The following is an 18431-nucleotide window of genomic DNA, read 5'->3' on the forward strand; positions in this document are numbered from 1 at the left end:
TCCATGGCAACGAGCGGCATCAGCTGCTCGCGGTACTGCACCATGTAACGGCCGTTCGAGAACTCGATCTTGTCGGCGGGCAGCTCTTCCAGGCGGGTGACGAGGCCGAGCGGGACCGCCTTGGGCTGCGACGAGCCGGCGCGGAAGACGAGGAGCGAGGTGGTCTGCTCGCCCGAGCCGATGTGATGCGCGCCGTTCTCGTCGCCCATGTCATGGGCCGAGGAGCCGGCGGCGCCGAGCGCCTTGGCAATGCCGTTGGGGTCGATGATCATGATCACCGCGCCATCGCCCAGAATGGTGTTGCCGGAGAACATGTCGATGTGACGCAGCTTGGTCGACATCGGCTTGACCACGATTTCTTCGGTGTGGAACACGCCGTCGACGACGATGCCGAAGGTCTGGCTGCCGACTTGCGTCACCACGATGAAGCCGTTCTCGGGATCCGAGGCGGCACCGTCGTCGATCTTGAGCAGCTTCTTCAGATGGATCAGCGGCAGCAGCTTGTTGCGCAACCTGAGGACCGCGGTGTCCTTGATCCGCTCGATGCGGTGCTCCGAGTTGGCGCGGGCCCGCACCAGCTCGACCACCGAGAGCTGCGGGATCGCAAAGCGGTCGCCAGCGGCCTCCACGATCAGCGCCGAGACGATCGCCAGGGTCAGCGGGATCTTGATGGTGACGCTCGAGCCCTCGCCGGCCACCGACTTGATGTCGATGGTGCCGCCGATCTGGTCGATATTGGTGCGCACCACGTCCATGCCGACGCCGCGGCCGGAGACCGAGGTGATGGCGGCCGCGGTGGAGAAGCCGGGCGCGAAGATGAACTTGTGGATCTGGGCTTCGCTCATCTTCTCGAGCTCGGCCTCGGTGACGAGGCCGCTCGAGATCGCCTTGGCCTTGATCTTCTCGGTGTTGAGGCCGCGGCCGTTGTCGGCGATGCAGATGATGATGTGGCCGCCCTCGTGGTAGGCGGACAGGCGGATGGTGCCCTGCTCGCCCTTGCCGGAGGCGAGGCGCTCGGCGGGGGTCTCAAGGCCATGATCGGCGGAGTTGCGCACCATGTGGGTGAGCGGGTCCTTGATCAGGTCGAGCACCTGGCGGTCGAGCTCGGTGTCGGCGCCGTGCATCTCGAGTTCGATCTGCTTGCCGAGTTCGCTGGAGAGGTCGCGGACGATGCGGGGCAGCTTCTGCCAGGCATTGCCGATCGGCTGCATGCGCGTCTTCATGACGCCTTCCTGCAGCTCGGCGGTGACGTTGGACAGGCGCTGCAACGGCACCTTGAACTCGGTGTCCTCGTTGCGGCGGGAGATCTCCAGCAGCTGGTTGCGGGTCAGCACCAGCTCGGAAACCATGGTCATCAGATGCTCCAGCGTATCCACGTTGACGCGGATCGACTGGTTGGCGATGCGGTCGCCTTCGCCGGCGCCCTCGTCGGCCATCGACTTCTTCGGCGCGGCCTTCTCCTTGGCGGGCTTTGCTTCCTTGGCGGCGGGTGCGGGCGCTTCAGCGGCCGGCGCGGGCTCGACCTTGGCTTCAGCCTTGGCAACGGGCGCGGGCGCCGGCGCTTCGATCGCGGTCTCGCGGAAGGCGCGCTCGAGCTCGTCGAGCGAGACTTCGCCCGGACGCAGCGGGCGCTCCAGGGTCTGCTCGATCAGCGAACCCGTGGTCATGTTTGCCGGCGCAGCAGCGGCAACCGGGGCTTCCGGCACCAGCGGCGGGGCCTCAGTGACGGGAGCAGCCGTTGCACCAGCAGCCATTGCCGCCATGCCCTGCTCGACCATCGCTTCCAGCTTGTCGATGAGATCGCGGTCGTTCCCCTCCGGCTCGGCTTCGGTGGCTTCCAGGCCGGCCAAAATTTCCTTGATGCGGTCGATCGAGGACAGGATCACCGTCACCGCCTGCCCCGTCACCGGCATGCCGTCACGGAATTTGCCCATCAACGTCTCGCCGGCATGCGCCAGCGCTTCCAGCCGCGGCAATCCGAGGAAGCCGCAAGTGCCCTTGATGGTGTGGACCAGGCGGAAGATGTTATCCAGGATCTTGGCGTTGTTCGGCTCCTGCTCGAACTTCACCAACTGGTTGTCGACGGTGTCCAGGCTCTCGCTGGTCTCCGTCAAAAACTCCCGCAACAGATCATCCATGAGCTACGCCTTACTGACCTGACCCTGGACTTCGGCGCCTGCGCCGCTTTTTGGCATGGACGGAAGTCTCTATTCTGGATCGTTAGACATCCCTTTTCACAGTCCCGTTAATTTCATCCTCCGTCCTAATACGGATATTGAAGAGAAGTTTGCGGTTCGCCCGCATGCGGCTGCGCTATTCGGCAAAAGCGACTCCGCGCCGCAACGGCGGGGACGCGTGAGGTAAACGGGCCGATAACAGCGGGCGAGGCGCGCCGGAAAATCCCGCTCTTGAAGGACGATAGGGGCCGCCTGCGGGGCATCGAACAGCGCCGCCGGCAACCGGAGGCGCAGTTGCGCCCCTCGGTTCGCGTCGGCGGCGCGATCTGCGTAGTCCGCAGACGCGGTAAACGAACGGTTACCTGTGGCCACAGCGGACCGCGCCGCGCTAACCCAATCGCGCGGCCGAGGCGATGTCGCCGTCGGGACGATGCTCCGCCAGACAATCGTTGATGGCAGCGAGCAGCGCGTGCGGCGTGAACGGCTTGCGCAGACAGCGTGAGGCGCCGAGCTCGAGTGCCATCCGGAGGAAATCGGGTGCAGGCGAATTCAGATTTGCAAAGGCGTAGCCGGACATCGCGATCAGCGGAATGACCGGCGCCCGCTCGTGGAAGATCCGGATCGATTCGAACCCGCGCATGTGCGGCATGAAGATATCGATGATCATCAGATCGAATTGCTGGTGTTCGAGCGCGCGCAGTCCGGCTTCACCTCCTTCGGCAATCGTGACTCGAAAATTGTTACGCTGGAGATAGACCTCGATGGCCATGCAGACCATCGGGTCGTTGTCGACAACGAGAATATGGCGCAGACCTTCTGTCCCCATTTGCGTTTCCCGTTTTGGCGATTCAATAATTGAACCGTGGGGCACGCCGTTCTCCTTTGCTTTCAGTCGAAAAATGGATGGTCGCGAATGCCGTTGGCGGCACGGGGAAGATGGACGCGAAATCTGCGGCCACGCGACGCCAGGCTTCATCGCAATAGTGGATGGCTGTGAATGCTGGTCCAACGGACGACACTGCGCGGGTCGACCGACGTCTGATCGCAGCGCGGATGCAATGCTTCCGGCTCATGACAGCCCCCCTTGCAGATTTTTCCTGCGCAACCCCTGCAGGACCGGCGCACCGGCTCGTAAGCGAATCAGCGCGCCATTCTTATTTCCGCCGCAAATGCCGCAGCCTGTCTGCCCTCTAACGGGTATATGGACAGCGCCACAACCTTTACAATATGTTTTTGTCACCGCGCAACTGGATGACGAGCGGGCTTTACACCGATCGTACATCGAACACGCCGGATTGACCTTCGATGATTGCGAGCGGCCGCCCGTCCAACCAATTGCTGCAAATGCTCGACGCGGCAGATCTCGATCTGCTGCGCCCGCATCTCGCGACAGTCGAAATGGTCAGGAAATCTGTCTTGTGCGAGGCGGGTGCTGCGCTGAGATATGTCTACTTCCCGCATGGCGGATCCGTTTCGATCACGGTGGGCCTGTCCGAAGGACAGATGATCGAAGTGGCGATGCTGGGCCGCGACAGTGTCGTCGGTGGCGGCGCTGCGCTTGCCGACGGCATCGCGGCAACGGACGCGGTCGTCTTGTTCCCAGGGACTGCTTCCGTGCTTGAAATCGCAGCTTTCCGTACGGTCGCTGCCGCAAGCGCGCCGTTTCGCCAGTTGATGGTCCGCCATGAGCAGGCCTTGCTCGCGCATGCGCAGCAGTCGCTGCTCTGCAATACGCTGCACCCGGTCGAGGCGCGGCTCGCGCGCTGGCTGCTGCGCGCCCGCGATCTCTCGGACAGTGAAATCCTGCCGCTGACCCAGGAGGCGCTGGCGCAGATGTTGGGCGTACGGCGCAATGCCGTCTCGCTGGTCGCGCATGCGCTGCAGCGGGCCGGCATCATCCACTACAGCCGTGGCCAGATCGAAATCCTCGATCTACGGGCACTGGAGAAGACGTGCTGCGACTGCTATTCGGCAGTGAAAGCACACCACCTCCGCCTGGTGGGAACCGTGCCGTGACGACACCTCGGCGCAATCAACTGTATGCCGGCGTGCACGGAGCGTGGCAGGACCGCTGCCATGGTCGGGACAACTTGTCCCAATTGCCAATATATCCCGACGTGAACATGATGGAACTTACGCGCGCTGGGCGTGATTTCGTCCATCGCGATTCGATGGCGCGGGAACGGGAGGCAGCTTTTGGAAACGATGGTGCGTTCAGCCAACGGTTTCCTGTCTGCACTGTCGGCAGACGACTATGAATCGATCCGCCCGCACCTGCGAACAGTCGATCTGCCCCATGACGCGGTGCTGGTCGAGACCGGCGAGGCGCTGAAGCGTGCGTATTTTCCCCACCGCGGCGTCATCTCGCTGGTGGTGAAGCTCGCCAAGGGCGAGCATGTGCAAGTCGCCATGATTGGGCGCGACAGCCTGCTCGGGACGCTCTCGACCATGGGCGATGCGTGCGCGCTGAACACGGCCATCGTGCTGGTTCCGGGCGTCGCGTCGGTGATGGATCTCGACCGGCTGCGGATCGCCGCCGACCAGAGCAGCACCCTGCGCACGTTGCTGACGCGCCACGGGCTGGCGGTCTACGCCCAGGTCCAGCAGACGGCAGGCTGCAATGCCGCCCACCCCGTGGAGTCGCGGCTGTCGCGCTGCCTGTTGCACACACATGACCTCTCGGGCGACTACCGGCTGCTGCTGACCCAGGAGGCCATGGCGCAGATGATCGGGGCGCGGCGCAACAGCGTGTCGCTGGTCGCCAACACCCTGCAACAGGCCAATTTCATCCATTACAGCCGCGGGCACATCCAGATCACCAACCTCGACGGCCTGCGCCAGACGGCGTGCGAATGCTACGCCACCGTGAAGGCCCAGTACGACCGGCTGCTCGGCGCGGGCTGAGGGCCGCGCGCGCATGGTAAACGGCCGGCTAATGTCGGCCTGCAAACACCTTGTGTCCTGCTACCGGAACTGAAATTCGAATGCCGTAGACATTGGGCCGCCCTCGCGCCCGGACGTGCCGCGCGACAAATGACCCGTGATCAAGGCAGCAGGCCCATGTTTGAAGTCACCGTCGCGCCCGCGCAGAAGGCGCTCGATGCCGAGCCTGCGCGCGAGCCGCACGCTTACGAAGCGCTGGTGCGAGAGATCGGCGAGGACGGTGCCTGCGAAGTGCGCGATGTATTCTGGAGCGAGACCGGTGCGCGCCTGCAATTATTTCGCACGCTCTCGCTGGCGCAGCACCACGCCAGGATCGCGCGCGAAGCGCATTCGCTGAAGAGCGCAGCCGGAACGTTCGGCTATGCCAGGCTCGCGGCGCTGGCACTGCGACTGGAGAAGTCCGCGGAGAGGCTGGGCGATGGCGAATTTCGCGATCTCCTGGACCTGATGGACGCCGCCTATGCCGCCGCGCGTGCGCAGGAGCCGCAGGGCTAACCACTCGCGTGTGTGCATTCCCGCCGTACTTCTACGGTTTGGGATTTTTAGAGATGGCTAATCATAGGTGGCGATAGTCGCCGGAAACCAGGAGGGTTTCCATGTTCACCTACGAGACCGCGGACCAGAAAGAGGTTCGCCGCTTCCGTATCGCACAGTTCAACGGCCGCATGGCAACGGTGAAGGCTGGCGAGTCCACGGTGACCGGCTTCGTGCGTTCGGTGCTGGAGCATGAATCGAGCATGCCGCCCCGCTGGACCATCACGATCATCCCGAACGGGCCGAAGGAAGAGATCAAGCCGTTGCGTCCGATCTCGCGCGCGCGTCCCTTCGCCGAAGACTATTTCTGAGCGCGATCGGGTTTTTAAGACGGCCCGGGAAATCTCTCGGGGACTTGTCCGCACCGCCTGCCGGCGATGCAACACACCAGCCTCAGTCGATCGAGTGCAGCAGCGCCGCGCGGACGAGATCCGCGGTGTTGCGCGCACCGAGCTTGCGCATCGCTTCGGCGCGATGGCTCTCGAACGTGCGCGGGCTGATCTGCATCCGAAGCGCGCCCTGCTTGTTCGAATAACCTTCGCTGATCAGGCTCAGCACCTCACGCTCGCGCTTGGTCAGCCGCTTCTGACCCGACAGGCTGAGGAGCTCGGCGCTCGGCACGCGCTGGGCCTGCTGGGCGCGGACGGCCTTCGATTCCGCGTCCTCGACGCTGGACGGGATTGACAAGCCACCCTTGTGAGGACCGGCAAGCTGCTTGACCACACCGCAAACCCGCTCGGTTTGTGCCAGCGCGTTCTCGATCACCCGCTGCAAATAGGCGCGGTCGCCGGTCACGGGCGCGAGTTGATCGCTGTGATGCTTGATCTCGCCCATGTAGAGCAGCAGGGCAGTCAGGGGGCCGTTGAGCTCGCGGGCGATGGCAGCGGCCATTTCGTCGGCGGCTTTGGCCCGGGCGGCACTCAGGCGGACGAAATCGAGCTCTTCAGTTGGAGCAGCGCTGCTTTCGTACCATTCCGACGGCCGCGAATCGGTGGCCGTATCATTCTGTGACCCCATGTCACTCGTTTAGCGGAACCGGGGGCCGTCTGTGGTTAACTTTTTGCTCCGTAAGAATACGGTGATTTTGTCGGTTTTGCGTTAAAGTGGTGACGCCGGCACAATTTGTGCTTGCGTTTGGCGGTGCGCGCCCACGCTGGGGTTGAGCTTTTCGCCAGAAACTTGGGCAGACAGGCGAAATCGTCCTTAACCGCAGCCTTCGCCCCGACGCCTCCCCCCGGTTTTTACGGATTAATTAACGGCGACTTGCTTCTCTTAGGCGAAGTTGAGAGCGCGCAAATGCCTCCACGCATTGGGCCCGCACGCCCGCGGGAAACGCTGCGAAAGATTGCGTGCCATGAACGAGATCGATCGGCTGTCGGAATTCCTGCAGAGGCTGACGCCGCTGTCGCGCAGCTGTCTGCTCAGCGAACTCGAACGGCTCGAGCTGTGCGGCATCGACATGCCCGGCTCGTCCGACATCCAGTCGCGCTTGCGCGCCGAGTTTCGCAAGGACGGATCGACCCAGGCGCGCGCCACCAGCCCGTCGCGCTATTTCTTCGCGCCGCTCGAACTGCTCCTGATCGATGGCGCGCCCGAGCACGCCAATATAGGGCGGATCTCGCGCAACACCCTCACCCCGATCTGGGAGTGGATCTGCCGCGACCTGCTGCCGACCATGGCACGCGACTACATCAAGGCGATCAACGACCAGGTCGCAGCCAACAACCCGAAGGAAGTCCTGAAGGTCGCCGCGACCTTCCAGACCAAGGTCGTCAAGGTGCTCGAGAGCACCTTCGCATCAGTGGAGAGCACCGAATTCGCGCGCGGCAAGCTCGCGCAATACACGGCCTCACGCACCGCCTTCGACGACGTCAGGAAGATGCAGCACGTGCTGCGCGCGGGCGATGCGCTGCCGAAGTTCAACGAAAAGCTGCCTGAGAAGATCGCGAAATTCGACGACGGACGGGTTGCCCAGATCACCGCGCAGCTCGACGCCTTCAAGAAGGCTCATCCCGATGCGCTGCCCTTCGCGCTCGCGCTGGTGGCGAGGCGCCTGACGATGCCCTGGCAATTGGCGCGTCTCGCGACCAAGGCCGCTGCGAGCAAGAGCGTCACCGATGTCGCCGCGACGCCCTATGCCTGCGTCATCCCCATGGTGCTCGACCGGCTCGACGACAAGCGCCTCGCACTTCGGATCGCGCTCCGGCACAACCGGGTGCTGGTCGCCCGCGACCTGCTCGCCGAGATCTACGACACCGAATATGCACTCAAGGTGCGCATCGACGGCATCGAAAGTTGCGAATGGGGAATTCGGCTCCAGCAATTGATGGATGCGATCGCGGCGCTGGTGTCCGCCGAGGTGAGCCGCTTCCCGTCCAATGTCGGCCATATCCTCGGCTCGCGCCGGCTGCGCAGCCACGACACGCTAGGCGGCAAGCTGACCTATATGGCCTGGAAGGGCCGCGACGTGGTGCAGGACGGCGCGGCGGCGTTTCGTAAGTTAATCGGGCAGACCTGATATCGCGCGAACCGCTGCACACTTTTCCGGTTCATGCTCATTGCGCGCGCGGCAGGCACAGAAAGCGATCGAGAAATCGCCCTGACATCACGACCCTGAACCACCAATACATCATTCGCCGCATCGTCATTGTCGTAATCCTCGACAGCCCACCACCGGCTGTGCCGAGCAATAGCGCAGGTGCAGCAATGCGCGTGTGATGCACTTCACATTTGCAGCCCTGGGCCTGGACGCGGTGTCGCAGAACCGTCACGAGCGAAGGCGATACTTGCGCGCATCGCGCGAAGGCGAATCCTGCGACCGTCGCCGTCGCTCGCTTGCGATCTCCCGCAAAGCGATCGGGAGAGCAACCGCCGCAATGCGGGGCCGCCCACCGCCGACGACGCGCTCCCGTTCACCGTCTTCGTCGCGCACGAGCGGGCGCACACCCCGAAGAAACGCCGGAAATTAATCTGCGCTGGTCGCGTCGTTGCTTCGAAAGGGCACACATCCGCATCGCTCATCTTCATCCGCTGGCAAGCGGGACGCAGCTTTCATCGCGCGAGAGACATTTCGCGTGCGCTGACAGTCGTTGTGCGCGTGGTGCTCGGGTATGCGAACTCTTTGCGAAGAGTCTGTCGACAAATTAGCTCGAATTGCAGGGTTTAACGTTACTCAAATAATTCAAGAACGATGTGAAGCTCTCCTTATTTGAACCCACGCTCACCGTTTAAGAAACCGTCACGGAACGGGAGTGGTGTTGATGAACGATGGGATGGTTGAACTCGTCGGACGAAGGCCTGTGACCTTCGGACGACGAAAGGTAACGCCGCGCGCCTGCGTGGCCGATAGCAAGCGGCATCTGCGCGCCTTCCTCAGCGAGGTGCTGGAGGATCTCGGCTTCGTCACCAGCGAATGCGCCAGCTCGGACGAGCTGCAAACCGTGCTCGCCACCGAATTGCCGGACCTGATCCTGCTCGGCGTCGCCGCCGACGGCATCGAGCCGGGGAGATTCCTCGAAATACTGGTGCGCGAGGCATTTGCCGGCAAGGTTCTCGCCGTCGGCGCCCGCGAGTCGATCATCGTCAAGGCCGTGCGGCAGGTCGGCGAGGAATATGGCCTTGCCATGCTGCCGCCGCTGACCACGCCCTTTGCGGCGGAAACGCTGCGCGAGCGCATCGCCATGCTGCTGCCGGAAGAGCCGGCGCCCAGTCCCGCCGTGCATGTCGGCGAGGCTCTGCACGCCGGCTGGCTCGAGCTCTGGTACCAGCCCAAGATCGACGCGCGCACGCTGATCCGCTGCGGTGCCGAGGCGCTGGTGCGGATGCGGCATCCGACCTGGGGCGTGGTGCCGCCGGCTTACTTCATTCCGGAAGAGCGCGATCCGCATCTGCGCGACCTCTCCGAATTCGTGATCGAGCGCGCGATACGGGACTGGCATTATCTGCTGGAACAGCAGACCCCGGTCGATCTCTCGATCAACCTGCCCGCGTCTTATCTGAAGGAGCCGCAGGCGGTGCGCGATCTCTGCCGTCGCGTGCCGACGCATCCGGCCTTCGGCGGGCTGACGGTCGAGATCGACAGCGAGGAGGCGATCCGCGATCTCGATCACCTGACCGAGGTCGCGCGCGAGGTCGGGCTGCACAATATCGGCCTGTCGATCGACAATCTCGGCGCCAACTGGCCGGCGCTGATGGAGCGGGACAAAGTTCCCTTCGTCAAGCTGAAGGCCGACCGGCAATTCGTCACCGGCAGCGGCAGTGACCGGTTGAAGCGCACGGTGTGCCGTCACATCGTCGAGCTCGCGCAGGGCTTTGGCGCACGCAGCGTGGCCCAGGGGGTCGAAAGCCGCGCCGACCTCGTCGCCGCCAACGAGCTCGGCTTCGATCTCGTGCAGGGCTTCCTGTTCGGCAAGCCGATGCCGCTGAAGAAGTTTGCAAAGGGCGCGCTGACGAAGACGGTGATGGGGCAGGCGTGAGGCACAAGCCTCACGCAAACCGGCGCGCGAAGAACACGCAGGCGACCACGAGGACGGTCGCGACGATCATGCTCCAGGCGACGGGCTCGTGCAGCAGCAGGCCGGCGAGCGCGAGACCGAAGAACGGCTGGAGCTGCTGCAACTGGCCGACACGCGCAATGCCGCCGATCGCAAGGCCGCGGTACCAGAAGATGAAGCCGACGAACATGCTGAAGATCGAGACGTAAGCGAGCCCGATCCAGGCGGGCACGCTGACGCCGTTCCAGCTCGCCGGCCAGGTCAGAACCGCGACCGGCACCATCAGCGGCAGCGCAAGCAGGAGCGCCCAGGAGATCACCTGCCAGCCGCCGAGCCGGCGCGACAATGCGGCGCCTTCGGCATAGCCGAGGCCGCACAGCACGATCGCGGCCACCATCAGGAGATCGCCGGTGAGCGAGGCCGAGCCGCCGTTCGACAAGGCGAAGCCCGCCACGGTGCCGCTGCCGAGGATCGCGAACAGCCAGAACAGCGGCCGCGGCCGCTCGCCGCCGCGCAGCACGGCGAAGACCGCGGTCGAGAGCGGCAACAAGCCGATGAAGACGATCGAACGGGCCGAGGTGATGTGCTGGAGCGCGAGCGCCGTCAGCAGCGGGAAGCCGACCACGACGCCGATGGCGACGATGGTGAGGGAGGCGAAATCCCTTCGCTGCGGCCGGGCCTGCCGCAGCACGCCGAGCACGGCCACACCGATCAGCGCCGCGATGACCGCACGGGCCGATGTCAGGAACAGCGCGGAGAAGCCGCCGACCGCGACGCGCGTCGCCGGCAGCGAGCCGCTGAAGATGATGACGCCGAGCAGGCCATTGCCCCAGCCGCTCCCCGCAGATTGCATGTCCGTTCCGCCTTTCGAGAAGCGCGATACTCGGCTGTCGGCGGTGGCACGACCAGTCACAATCCAATACAATCCGGCAAATCTGTATGGGTATGGAAGGTGATACACCTTGGACATCGGAGCGCCCTCGAGGGGACGCGGCGGCACGCGGACCGTTGACGTGATGAGCGCGATCCGCGCCAAGATCGCCGGCCGCGCGCTCAGTGCCGGCGACCGCCTGCCATCGGTCCGCAGCCTGGCCGCCACAATGGGCGTGTCGCCGTCGACCGTCGTCGAAGCCTATGATCGCCTCGCGGCCGAAGGCCTGATCCGCGCCCGTCGCGGCTCCGGCTTCTATGTCTCGCCGACGATCATGCCGCCGCTTGCGCTGACTGAGGCCGAGCCGCGGCGCGACCGGGAGGTCGATCCGTTCTGGGTCTCCAGGCAATCGCTCGATGCCGACGCGGCAGTGCCGAAGCCCGGCTGCGGCTGGCTGCCGGCGGAGTGGATGCCGGAAGCGGCCTTGCGCCGCGCCGTCCGTGCCCTGGCGCGGACCGATGCGGATCTCTTGACGGACTATGGCAGCACGCGCGGCGGATTGGCGCTGCGCCGGCTGCTGCTGGCGCGCCTCGCCGAGGATTCGATTCCCGCGTCCGTCGATCAGCTCATGCTGACGGGCTCGGGCACACAAGGCGCCGACCTCGTCTGCCGCTTCCTGCTGCGTCCCGGCGACACGGTGCTGGTCGACGATCCCTGCTATTTCAATTTTCGCGCGCTGCTGCGGGCGCATCAGGCCAGGATCATCGGCGTGCCCTACACGCCGTCGGGCCCTGACGTCACCCGCTTCGAGCAGATCCTCGGCAGCGAGCGTCCCAGGCTCTACATCACCAATTCAGCGCTGCACAATCCGACCGGCGCGACGATGTCGCTTGCGACAGCGCACCGGCTGCTGACCGCGGCCGCGGCGCACGACCTCACCATCATCGAGGACGACATTTTCGGCGACCTCGAGCCGGAGCGCTCGCCGCGCCTTGCCGCGCTCGACGGGCTCACCCGCGTGATCCGCATCGGCAGCTTCTCCAAGACGCTGTCGGCCTCGGTACGCTCAGGCTACATCGCCGCACGGGCCGACTGGATCGAGCATCTCGTCGACCTCCAGGTCGCAACCAGCTTTGGCGGCCCGAGCCCGGCCGCGACCGAGATCATCGCAAAGGTGCTGGCCGGCGGCAGCTATCGCAAGCACATGGACGAGCTCCGGCAAAAGCTCACGCGGACGCGCCGCGACGTCGCGCGAAAACTTGGGGCGTTGGGGATAGAGCCCTGGCTGGTGCCGCGCGGCGGATTCTTCCTCTGGTGCCGGCTCACGGGCGGACAGGATGCCGCGCAGGTCGCGCGCGCGGCACTGGAAGAGGATGTCGTGCTGGCGCCGGGCAACGTGTTCAGCGTGTCGCAGACGTCGCAGCACTTCATGCGCTTCAACGTGGCGCAGATGAGCGATCCCCGGGTGTGGGACGTGCTGCGGCGGGCGTTGAAGGCGACGCCGGAGCCGCCGCGCTAATACAGCGGCTCCTCATAGACCGGCTCGCCGTCGAGCAGCAGCCGCTTGATGGCGGCGCGGCCGGAGGGGAGCACGGCGGCGACGACCCGGATTTTTTGCTGGTTGCGGGCCTGCTCGAGCTTCTTGCCCTCGCCTTCGGGGACGAAGTAGCTCTCGAGACCGTATTTGATCGGCAAATTATCGCAGAAAGTGTGCCGGGCCGAACCGCAGGCCCCGCCGTAATTGGCGACGCGGCCGCGGATCAGCACGTCGGGAGCCGTGACCGGCACCGGCTCGGCATGCACCGAGACCGCCTGATAGAGGCCGTTGGCATTGGGCGCGACCTTGACGAACACGACGGGATGGCGCGCGTCGGCCGGCTTGCCGGCGAGCGCGCCGGCCGGCACTTGCGAGATGTCGTAGCGGAGCACGACATAGTCGCCCCGCAGGAGATCGCGTGGATCGACCGGCTGCGTCTGCAAGGTCACCTCAACGCCTTCGCGCAGGATCTGCATGCGGTCGGCGACCATCAGCACCAGCAGCGCGCATTGCAGCAGCACAGCGACGCCGAACAGCACGGCTTTCGGGATGCGCTGCCAGAGTCCAGTGATGGTACCGATCATCGCTCAGCCCTCGGCAGCATGCGATTGAGCGCGGTGGCAAAGACCACGGCAATGATTCCGGCCCCCGCAAGGAAGGCCGAGCGGCGCAGCAACGAGCCGTGCACCGCCCAGGTGATGCCGGCGATGACGCCGGCGATCCCGAGCCAGCCGGCGGCGATCCGCGGGCGCACGTCATCGAGCACACCGGAGACGACGAGGCACAGCATGGCGCAAAGCAGCGCGGCGTAAGCGAACCAGGGCTCGCCGGCCGTGGAGACCGGCCAGATCGGCGCGGCGAGCAGCACGAGCCCGATCGCGCATGATGCGAGGATTTCACCTGCGCGCTTCGTGAGCATGGCGGAGACGAGAGCGAGGATCACCCCCGCGGCCCCGCACAGGATCGCCCAAATCGGCTGGGCGGATACCGTGCTGGTCCGGAAGCGAATGATGTCGTCGACGGTCGCCACCTCCAGGACGGCGACGCCGGCCAGCGAAAACGCCCCGTAAATCGACAGGACGGTCCCGAGCCGGAGCGCCCTCGGCGAGGGCCAGGCTGCGAGCGCGAGACCGGCGCCGAACAGCAGCGCGGCACCGTTGGCGAGCACGAAGGACGGCTGGGCGCCGTCGAGCTCGAAGCGGAGCGACGTCGCGATCCACCACGGCAGCGCCGCGAGCGCGACGAGATGAGCGGCGGCGCGCGAATTCCAGGCGAAGGCGAGAACTGCTGCAATCAGCCAGACCGCCACGAACGGAAGATGCAGGACGTCGGGCGCGTCATAAGTCCGCATGCAGGTCCAGATGCCGGCGGCGACGAGACCGACCGCGAGCGCACCGCGCGAGCCGGTCAGCAGCGCCGCGGCGAACGCGCCGATCGACCACAGCAGCATGCCACCGGCAAAGTCGTCGCCGAGATGATACATCTGGCCGACCAGCGCGATGCCCGCACCGAAGATGATCGCACCGACGCTGGCGCTGAGATCGGCGAGAACGTTGCGGCCCGTCGACGCGAACCAGGCCCCGAGGCCAGAGGTAGCGACCATGCCGGCGAGCAGGATCGCGAACCGCGACAGCCGCGCGATCTCGGTCCAGTGCGCCGCGACGAAGGCGAGGAACGCGGCCGCGATCAACAGACCGCCGACGATGCAGACGACCACGGCGATGTTGATGCCCGGCGCTAGCGGCGGCAGCGCAGTGCGGATCGCGGCCGCCGCCGCCGGCGCAATCACGCCATCGGCTTCCCATTGCGCTAGGTCAGCGTTGAGGCGGTCGCGGTAGGTCTTTTCGAACATTGGGGTGGGTTACCTTGGGCCCGGCGGATGGCGGGGCATTGCTAGGTCGGAGCGTGGGGGCGGTGGGTTCAAGCTGGCATCGCTCTGCGGGGGGTCTTCCGATGCCCGGATGACCAAAAACGCGAAAACAACCCCATGCACAGTAGGCGTGGGCTGGAAGATCAATGGGTTACGCGGGGTCCGAGCCGGGTGACTCGGCGCAAGGGGGCGGCCATCGTTTGCTTCGTCGGGCAAAACAGGGGCATGATGGCATCGTTGCAATTGCGATTGAAATGCTGCGATGCTTCGTCAAGCCGCCTGCGTGTTGCTGCCTAGATCAGCCAGATATTCAGAAACGGGAATCACTCCTGTGAGCAGCAGATGCTCGCGAGCCCGCGTGCAGGCGACGTAGAGAAGCCGTCTTTCAGTTTCGTAGATGTCGTCGAGCTCAGCCTCGTCAGCAGCATCGGCGATGCGCTCGTCGAGCGGCAGAACGCCCTCATCACACGCCATGACGGCCACTGCACGAAACTCCAAACCCTTGGCGAGGCTCATTTGAGCCGTCGTTATCTCGGCTGCGCCTGCTAACCCTTCGATCGCGGTGCGCGCGCACAACGAGCTCCGGTGTCCGGACGAACAGACCGATCTCATGGGCTACGATTCCTTCGCTGAGCCAGCCTTCCACCGTCTGGCGGACCGCTTCTGCCTCTGCTGCAGTCGTGGCGAAGGATCTGATCTCGGGCGGAGGTCCATCGAACACCGAAATGATTCCGCGACGCTCATCGTCCAAGCCGTCGCTGTCGCGGCGGACGGTCGGCAAAAGCCGATCGGCAGCGCGTCGAATCTGTTGCGATGTGCGATAGCAAACCTTGAGGGTATGCGATCGGCCTCGCACATCGACGCCGAGGCTCGCCCACGAGAAAGGATGCTGGAAAATACGCTGACCAATATCGCCGGAGAGGAACAGGCCGTTCGGACCTGCCGGCGCCAGCGCCGCGAAGAAACGCAGCTCCGCGGGCGCCAAGTCCTGTGCCTCGTCGATGACGATGTGGTCGAATGGCTTGGAGGTACGGCCTTCAAGGGCTTTCGCGAGGCCGGTGAAGACGTTGGCCCATGTGGTGTAGCGCTCCGTCTCAAGCGTCTCCCGAACCGCTGCGAAGACAGGCCAAAGGCGCGCGCGCTGGTTGGGGCCAAGCCTGCTCTTGCGCCCCATTCGTTCGACGGTCGAATAGGCGTCGAGTGACGACAGGCCCCAGGCGTCAACCACGTTGGTCCACTCGGACAGCAGAAAACGTTCCGAAAAACCCTTGATCGCGGCCCCGGCAGCGGCGGCGCGCAGCCGTTCGCGCAAAACGACGTCGGATGCGATCCGAGGCCGCACGCCGTGTTCGAGCTGATACATCTGCTCGGCGATCCCACGGAACGATGCGGTCGTGATCCGGGGCACGACGCCGCCTGTCTCAGGGGCAAGGACCAGAAGCTTTTTTGCAAGAGCATCAGCCAAAGGCTGAGAAAAGCTCGCCAGGAGTATCTTGGCGGATGGATTTTCGCGAGCGAGCCGCACTGCTCGATGGATCGCAACGATAGTCTTGCCGGTGCCCGCCGATCCCGCCACGCGGGCCGGCCCCGAGAAGGAGCGTTCGACCAGCGAGCGTTGCGAGGGGTGAAGGAAGACGCCCCACTTCTCCCACGGAAAGGCCAACGCCTGTTCGAGCTCCTCCTGATCGGCGATCAGGCGAATGCGGCGCAGCGCATCGGGATGCTTGAAGGGATCAGCGGTCGGCGGAGCCGGCAGCGCCAATTTGCCGGTAGCGGCGAACTCCAGCAAGGCCTCGGAAGCCTCGCCAGGGAGATGCGCCGCCAGCGTGAAGAAAGAGTCTTCATCGGCCGCACGGACGTCGGCCAGCCAATCAGCGGGCACCCCCACCGAGAGAAGCGCATTGTCATCTAGTGCAGCAAACAGCGCGGGCTTTGCCGCTTCGTTCTTGGCAGGCTCGGGAAAAACAAAATCGAATGTCGGCGGCGGCGCGACTTCCGCCACCTGCTCGCGGACTTCAACAATCTGTATCGCGCCGGTTCGGGGATGGGCCTCGATCCGCCGCCGTTCCGCCCAGGCATAGGCTCCGTCGTGATGGTCGACATAGGCAACCAGCAGGCTTTCGGCTGTCTTATGGACGATCAACCGGATATCGCGATTGACCCGCGCCGACCAGAAATTTGGGTCCTTGCTCTTGTCGATTCGATGCAACTGGAGACCGTTGCCACTCCGATCCATTTGCAGATCGAAGACGCTCGCCTTCACCGCCTTCTGGTCCACGCCGGAAAGACGATTGAACGACGCGGTGAAAGTGTCGGCGATGAGAAAGTTCACGCGCTCACACTCCAAAAACCTTCATCACCTCGTCGCCGAAGTGATTGATGACCTTCACCGCAATGCGGCGCCCCGCCGGCCGCGGGAACGGGCGCGAGGTGTCGGAATAGAGCGTCGCCCAGGCATCTTCGTCGATCTCGGCCTGGAGTGCGGACTTCAGGCTCTTGTAGGGATCGTTCGCGCCGAGGAAATAGGCGTGGCGCACGAAGAAGCTCTCCTCGTTATAGTCGGTGTCGACGAACCACGTAGCGATGCCCTTGGTATCGTTGGAGCGGATGTCGCCAGTATTGGGGTCGAACACGTCAACGCCGTTCACCTTCACTCGGATTTCAGCCCCCCATCATCAAGAATTTCTACGTCGGGCTCGCCAAACACAACGAACATGTTACCACGCCCAGTGTTCTTCAGTTCCTCCGACATATGCATGTCGGGATTAATGCGTGCCTTCAGAATTTTGAGGCTCCCGAGGCTGCCCAATTCAGAGGAGTGGGCGTCGAAGTTGAAGGCGCAGGCGATCAGCACGTCGAAGCGCGCATCAACGGCCTCGCGCGCGGCCGCGACAATGTCCTGCCGACCGACGGTGCCGTATTCTGGGCCAATCAAAATCGCGGCGCGCCTTTCGGGACCATTCTCGCCTTCAATGAAGGTGCCACTGGCGCCAATGAACCTCTTCCCCGGCCACGGCGTCAAGCTCTCGAAGGTGATGCGGTCGCCCTTAGCCTGCTGCTTGACGCCTTCGGATCTGAGATAGTCGATCACAATGGCGGCAAAATCCAGCCCGGCTAGGTCCGCATCGGCGGCGTTGCGCTTACCTTCAGCGGCATCGAGCAAGTCGATCAGCTCTTCCTCGCTCGCCGGCAGCACTCGATGGGGCGACAAGCTCTCAACCGTAAATGGACCTGCGACTCGCACGCGGGCATTGTCGATATAGGGTTTGTCATAGAGATATTCGACATCCGCTCGCGCAGCAATGCTAGCGTCGATCTCGCGCTGTCGGGCGGTCCGTGCCTTCCACCACTTGGCGTGCAGTTCGACGACTAAGGCCGGCGCGTCGTCGTTCAGTTCGCGCGGAACCTGCCACTCCTCCCAATTGCTCTCGGTCGCTTTATTGAGCGCAGCGCGCAGCGGCTCGATTAATGCCCGCCACTTCTCCCAGATGTCGTCGATCAGCGGGTTACTCGCGATCGAGCTGAGCATGATGTGCGGCACCCTCTCGTAGACGAAACCCTGGCGAATATCGTTCTGAACTGGGGTGTCAGGAAGCGTGCGCTTCTGAAGATCAGCCTCCTTTGCGCGGCCTTCGCGGCTGTCAGCGAGCAAATACCAAGGATAGCGCGCCGCTATCAGCCGCGTGCGTGCGAGCGCCAGTGCAACCCGGCTTGTGTCAATCGTGATCCAGCGCCGTCCCCATTGCTCGGCCACATAGGCAGTAGTGCCGGAGCCGCACGTGGGATCTAGGACGAGATCACCAGGATCAGTGGCCATCAACATACAACGCTCAATAACTGCGGTGGCTGTTTGGACGACATAAGTCTTGTCGCTTGCACCACTCAAATCATTCCAAATATTCGTTCGCGTCGAGACGGAGAAATCGCTAAACGAACGTGCGTACCGGATTGATGTGGAAAGTGGGATGAGTCGAGCAGCTTTGCGAAGCCGCTCCATTCCTATTTC

At 64.3% G+C, this 18431-nt stretch carries 17 protein-coding genes; 7 read left to right on the forward strand and 10 right to left on the reverse strand.

The features are described 5' to 3' along the window. Window positions 1-2138, reverse strand: a 2138-nt coding sequence (locus GGD65_RS20225) for a chemotaxis protein CheA (RefSeq protein WP_183236416.1), incomplete at its 3' end; no start/stop codon positions are given. Between the two features lie 427 nt (window positions 2139-2565). After that, a complete protein-coding gene (locus tag GGD65_RS20230) occupies window positions 2566-3048 on the reverse strand; it encodes a response regulator (RefSeq protein ID WP_409362756.1) in 483 nt (160 codons plus the stop codon). Between the two features lie 434 nt (window positions 3049-3482). On the opposite strand from GGD65_RS20230, the gene GGD65_RS20235 reads away from it, so the two are divergent. The 4 genes from GGD65_RS20235 to GGD65_RS20250 all read left to right on the forward strand — a co-directional run bounded on the left by GGD65_RS20235 (window position 3483) and on the right by GGD65_RS20250 (window position 5965). Continuing rightward, window positions 3483-4193, forward strand: a complete 711-nt coding sequence (locus GGD65_RS20235) for a Crp/Fnr family transcriptional regulator (protein ID WP_183236417.1) — start codon at window positions 3483-3485, stop codon at window positions 4191-4193. 189 nt (window positions 4194-4382) lie between these two features. Further along, window positions 4383-5081, forward strand: a complete 699-nt coding sequence (locus GGD65_RS20240) for a Crp/Fnr family transcriptional regulator (protein ID WP_018322870.1) — start codon at window positions 4383-4385, stop codon at window positions 5079-5081. Window positions 5082-5237: 156 nt separating this feature from the next. Next, window positions 5238-5615 (forward strand): Hpt domain-containing protein, encoded by a 378-nt coding sequence (locus tag GGD65_RS20245; RefSeq protein WP_026202834.1) that lies wholly within the window; start codon window positions 5238-5240, stop codon window positions 5613-5615. Between the two features lie 101 nt (window positions 5616-5716). Further along, complete coding sequence (locus GGD65_RS20250) at window positions 5717-5965, forward strand: hypothetical protein (RefSeq protein WP_018322868.1); 249 nt, start codon at window positions 5717-5719, stop codon at window positions 5963-5965. 82 nt (window positions 5966-6047) lie between these two features. Here the strand turns inward: GGD65_RS20250 and GGD65_RS20255 are convergent, their stop codons facing one another. Beyond that, on the reverse strand, window positions 6048-6671 hold the full coding sequence (locus GGD65_RS20255) for a helix-turn-helix transcriptional regulator (protein WP_018322867.1): 624 nt from the start codon (window positions 6669-6671) through the stop codon (window positions 6048-6050). A gap of 337 nt (window positions 6672-7008) precedes the next feature. Between GGD65_RS20255 and GGD65_RS20260 the strand changes: the two genes are divergently transcribed. Next, window positions 7009-8172: a hypothetical protein gene (locus GGD65_RS20260; RefSeq protein WP_183236418.1), complete on the forward strand. Its 1164-nt coding sequence runs from the start codon at window positions 7009-7011 to the stop codon at window positions 8170-8172. 742 nt (window positions 8173-8914) lie between these two features. Further along, complete coding sequence (locus tag GGD65_RS20265) at window positions 8915-10129, forward strand: EAL domain-containing protein (protein ID WP_091964894.1); 1215 nt, start codon at window positions 8915-8917, stop codon at window positions 10127-10129. Between the two features lie 10 nt (window positions 10130-10139). Here GGD65_RS20265 and GGD65_RS20270 read toward each other — a convergent pair whose 3' ends face one another. Beyond that, window positions 10140-11000, reverse strand: a complete 861-nt coding sequence (locus GGD65_RS20270) for a DMT family transporter (RefSeq protein WP_183236419.1) — start codon at window positions 10998-11000, stop codon at window positions 10140-10142. A gap of 109 nt (window positions 11001-11109) precedes the next feature. Between GGD65_RS20270 and GGD65_RS20275 the strand changes: the two genes are divergently transcribed. After that, the gene (locus GGD65_RS20275) at window positions 11110-12537 is read left to right on the forward strand and encodes a PLP-dependent aminotransferase family protein (RefSeq protein WP_183236420.1); all 1428 of its coding nucleotides are present in this window, start codon (window positions 11110-11112) and stop codon (window positions 12535-12537) included. Here GGD65_RS20275 and GGD65_RS20280 read toward each other — a convergent pair. The 6 genes from GGD65_RS20280 to GGD65_RS20295 all read right to left on the reverse strand — a co-directional run bounded on the left by GGD65_RS20280 (window position 12534) and on the right by GGD65_RS20295 (window position 18422). Beyond that, window positions 12534-13139, reverse strand: coding sequence for a GDYXXLXY domain-containing protein (locus tag GGD65_RS20280; protein WP_183236421.1), 606 nt, complete (start codon window positions 13137-13139; stop codon window positions 12534-12536). The genes GGD65_RS20275 and GGD65_RS20280 overlap by 4 nt on opposite strands. Beyond that, a complete protein-coding gene (locus tag GGD65_RS20285; protein WP_183236422.1) occupies window positions 13136-14407 on the reverse strand; it encodes a DUF2157 domain-containing protein in 1272 nt (423 codons plus the stop codon). Before GGD65_RS20285 ends, GGD65_RS20280 begins: the two co-directional genes overlap by 4 nt. A gap of 288 nt (window positions 14408-14695) precedes the next feature. Continuing rightward, entirely contained in the window at window positions 14696-14941 is a 246-nt protein-coding gene (locus GGD65_RS40260) for a 3'-5' exonuclease (RefSeq protein WP_246783370.1), read from the reverse strand. Then, window positions 14889-16757, reverse strand: a complete 1869-nt coding sequence (locus GGD65_RS20290; protein WP_312017725.1) for a UvrD-helicase domain-containing protein — start codon at window positions 16755-16757, stop codon at window positions 14889-14891. The genes GGD65_RS40260 and GGD65_RS20290 overlap by 53 nt, the downstream gene beginning before the upstream one ends. A gap of 4 nt (window positions 16758-16761) precedes the next feature. Next, the gene (locus GGD65_RS40265) at window positions 16762-17073 is read right to left on the reverse strand and encodes a DNA methylase (protein ID WP_246783371.1); all 312 of its coding nucleotides are present in this window, start codon (window positions 17071-17073) and stop codon (window positions 16762-16764) included. 2 nt (window positions 17074-17075) lie between these two features. Continuing rightward, complete coding sequence (locus GGD65_RS20295) at window positions 17076-18422, reverse strand: DNA methyltransferase (protein ID WP_246783372.1); 1347 nt, start codon at window positions 18420-18422, stop codon at window positions 17076-17078. Window positions 18423-18431 lie beyond the last annotated feature (9 nt).

This window comes from Bradyrhizobium sp. CIR18 (assembly GCF_014198295.1).
GTDB lineage: Bacteria > Pseudomonadota > Alphaproteobacteria > Rhizobiales > Xanthobacteraceae > Bradyrhizobium.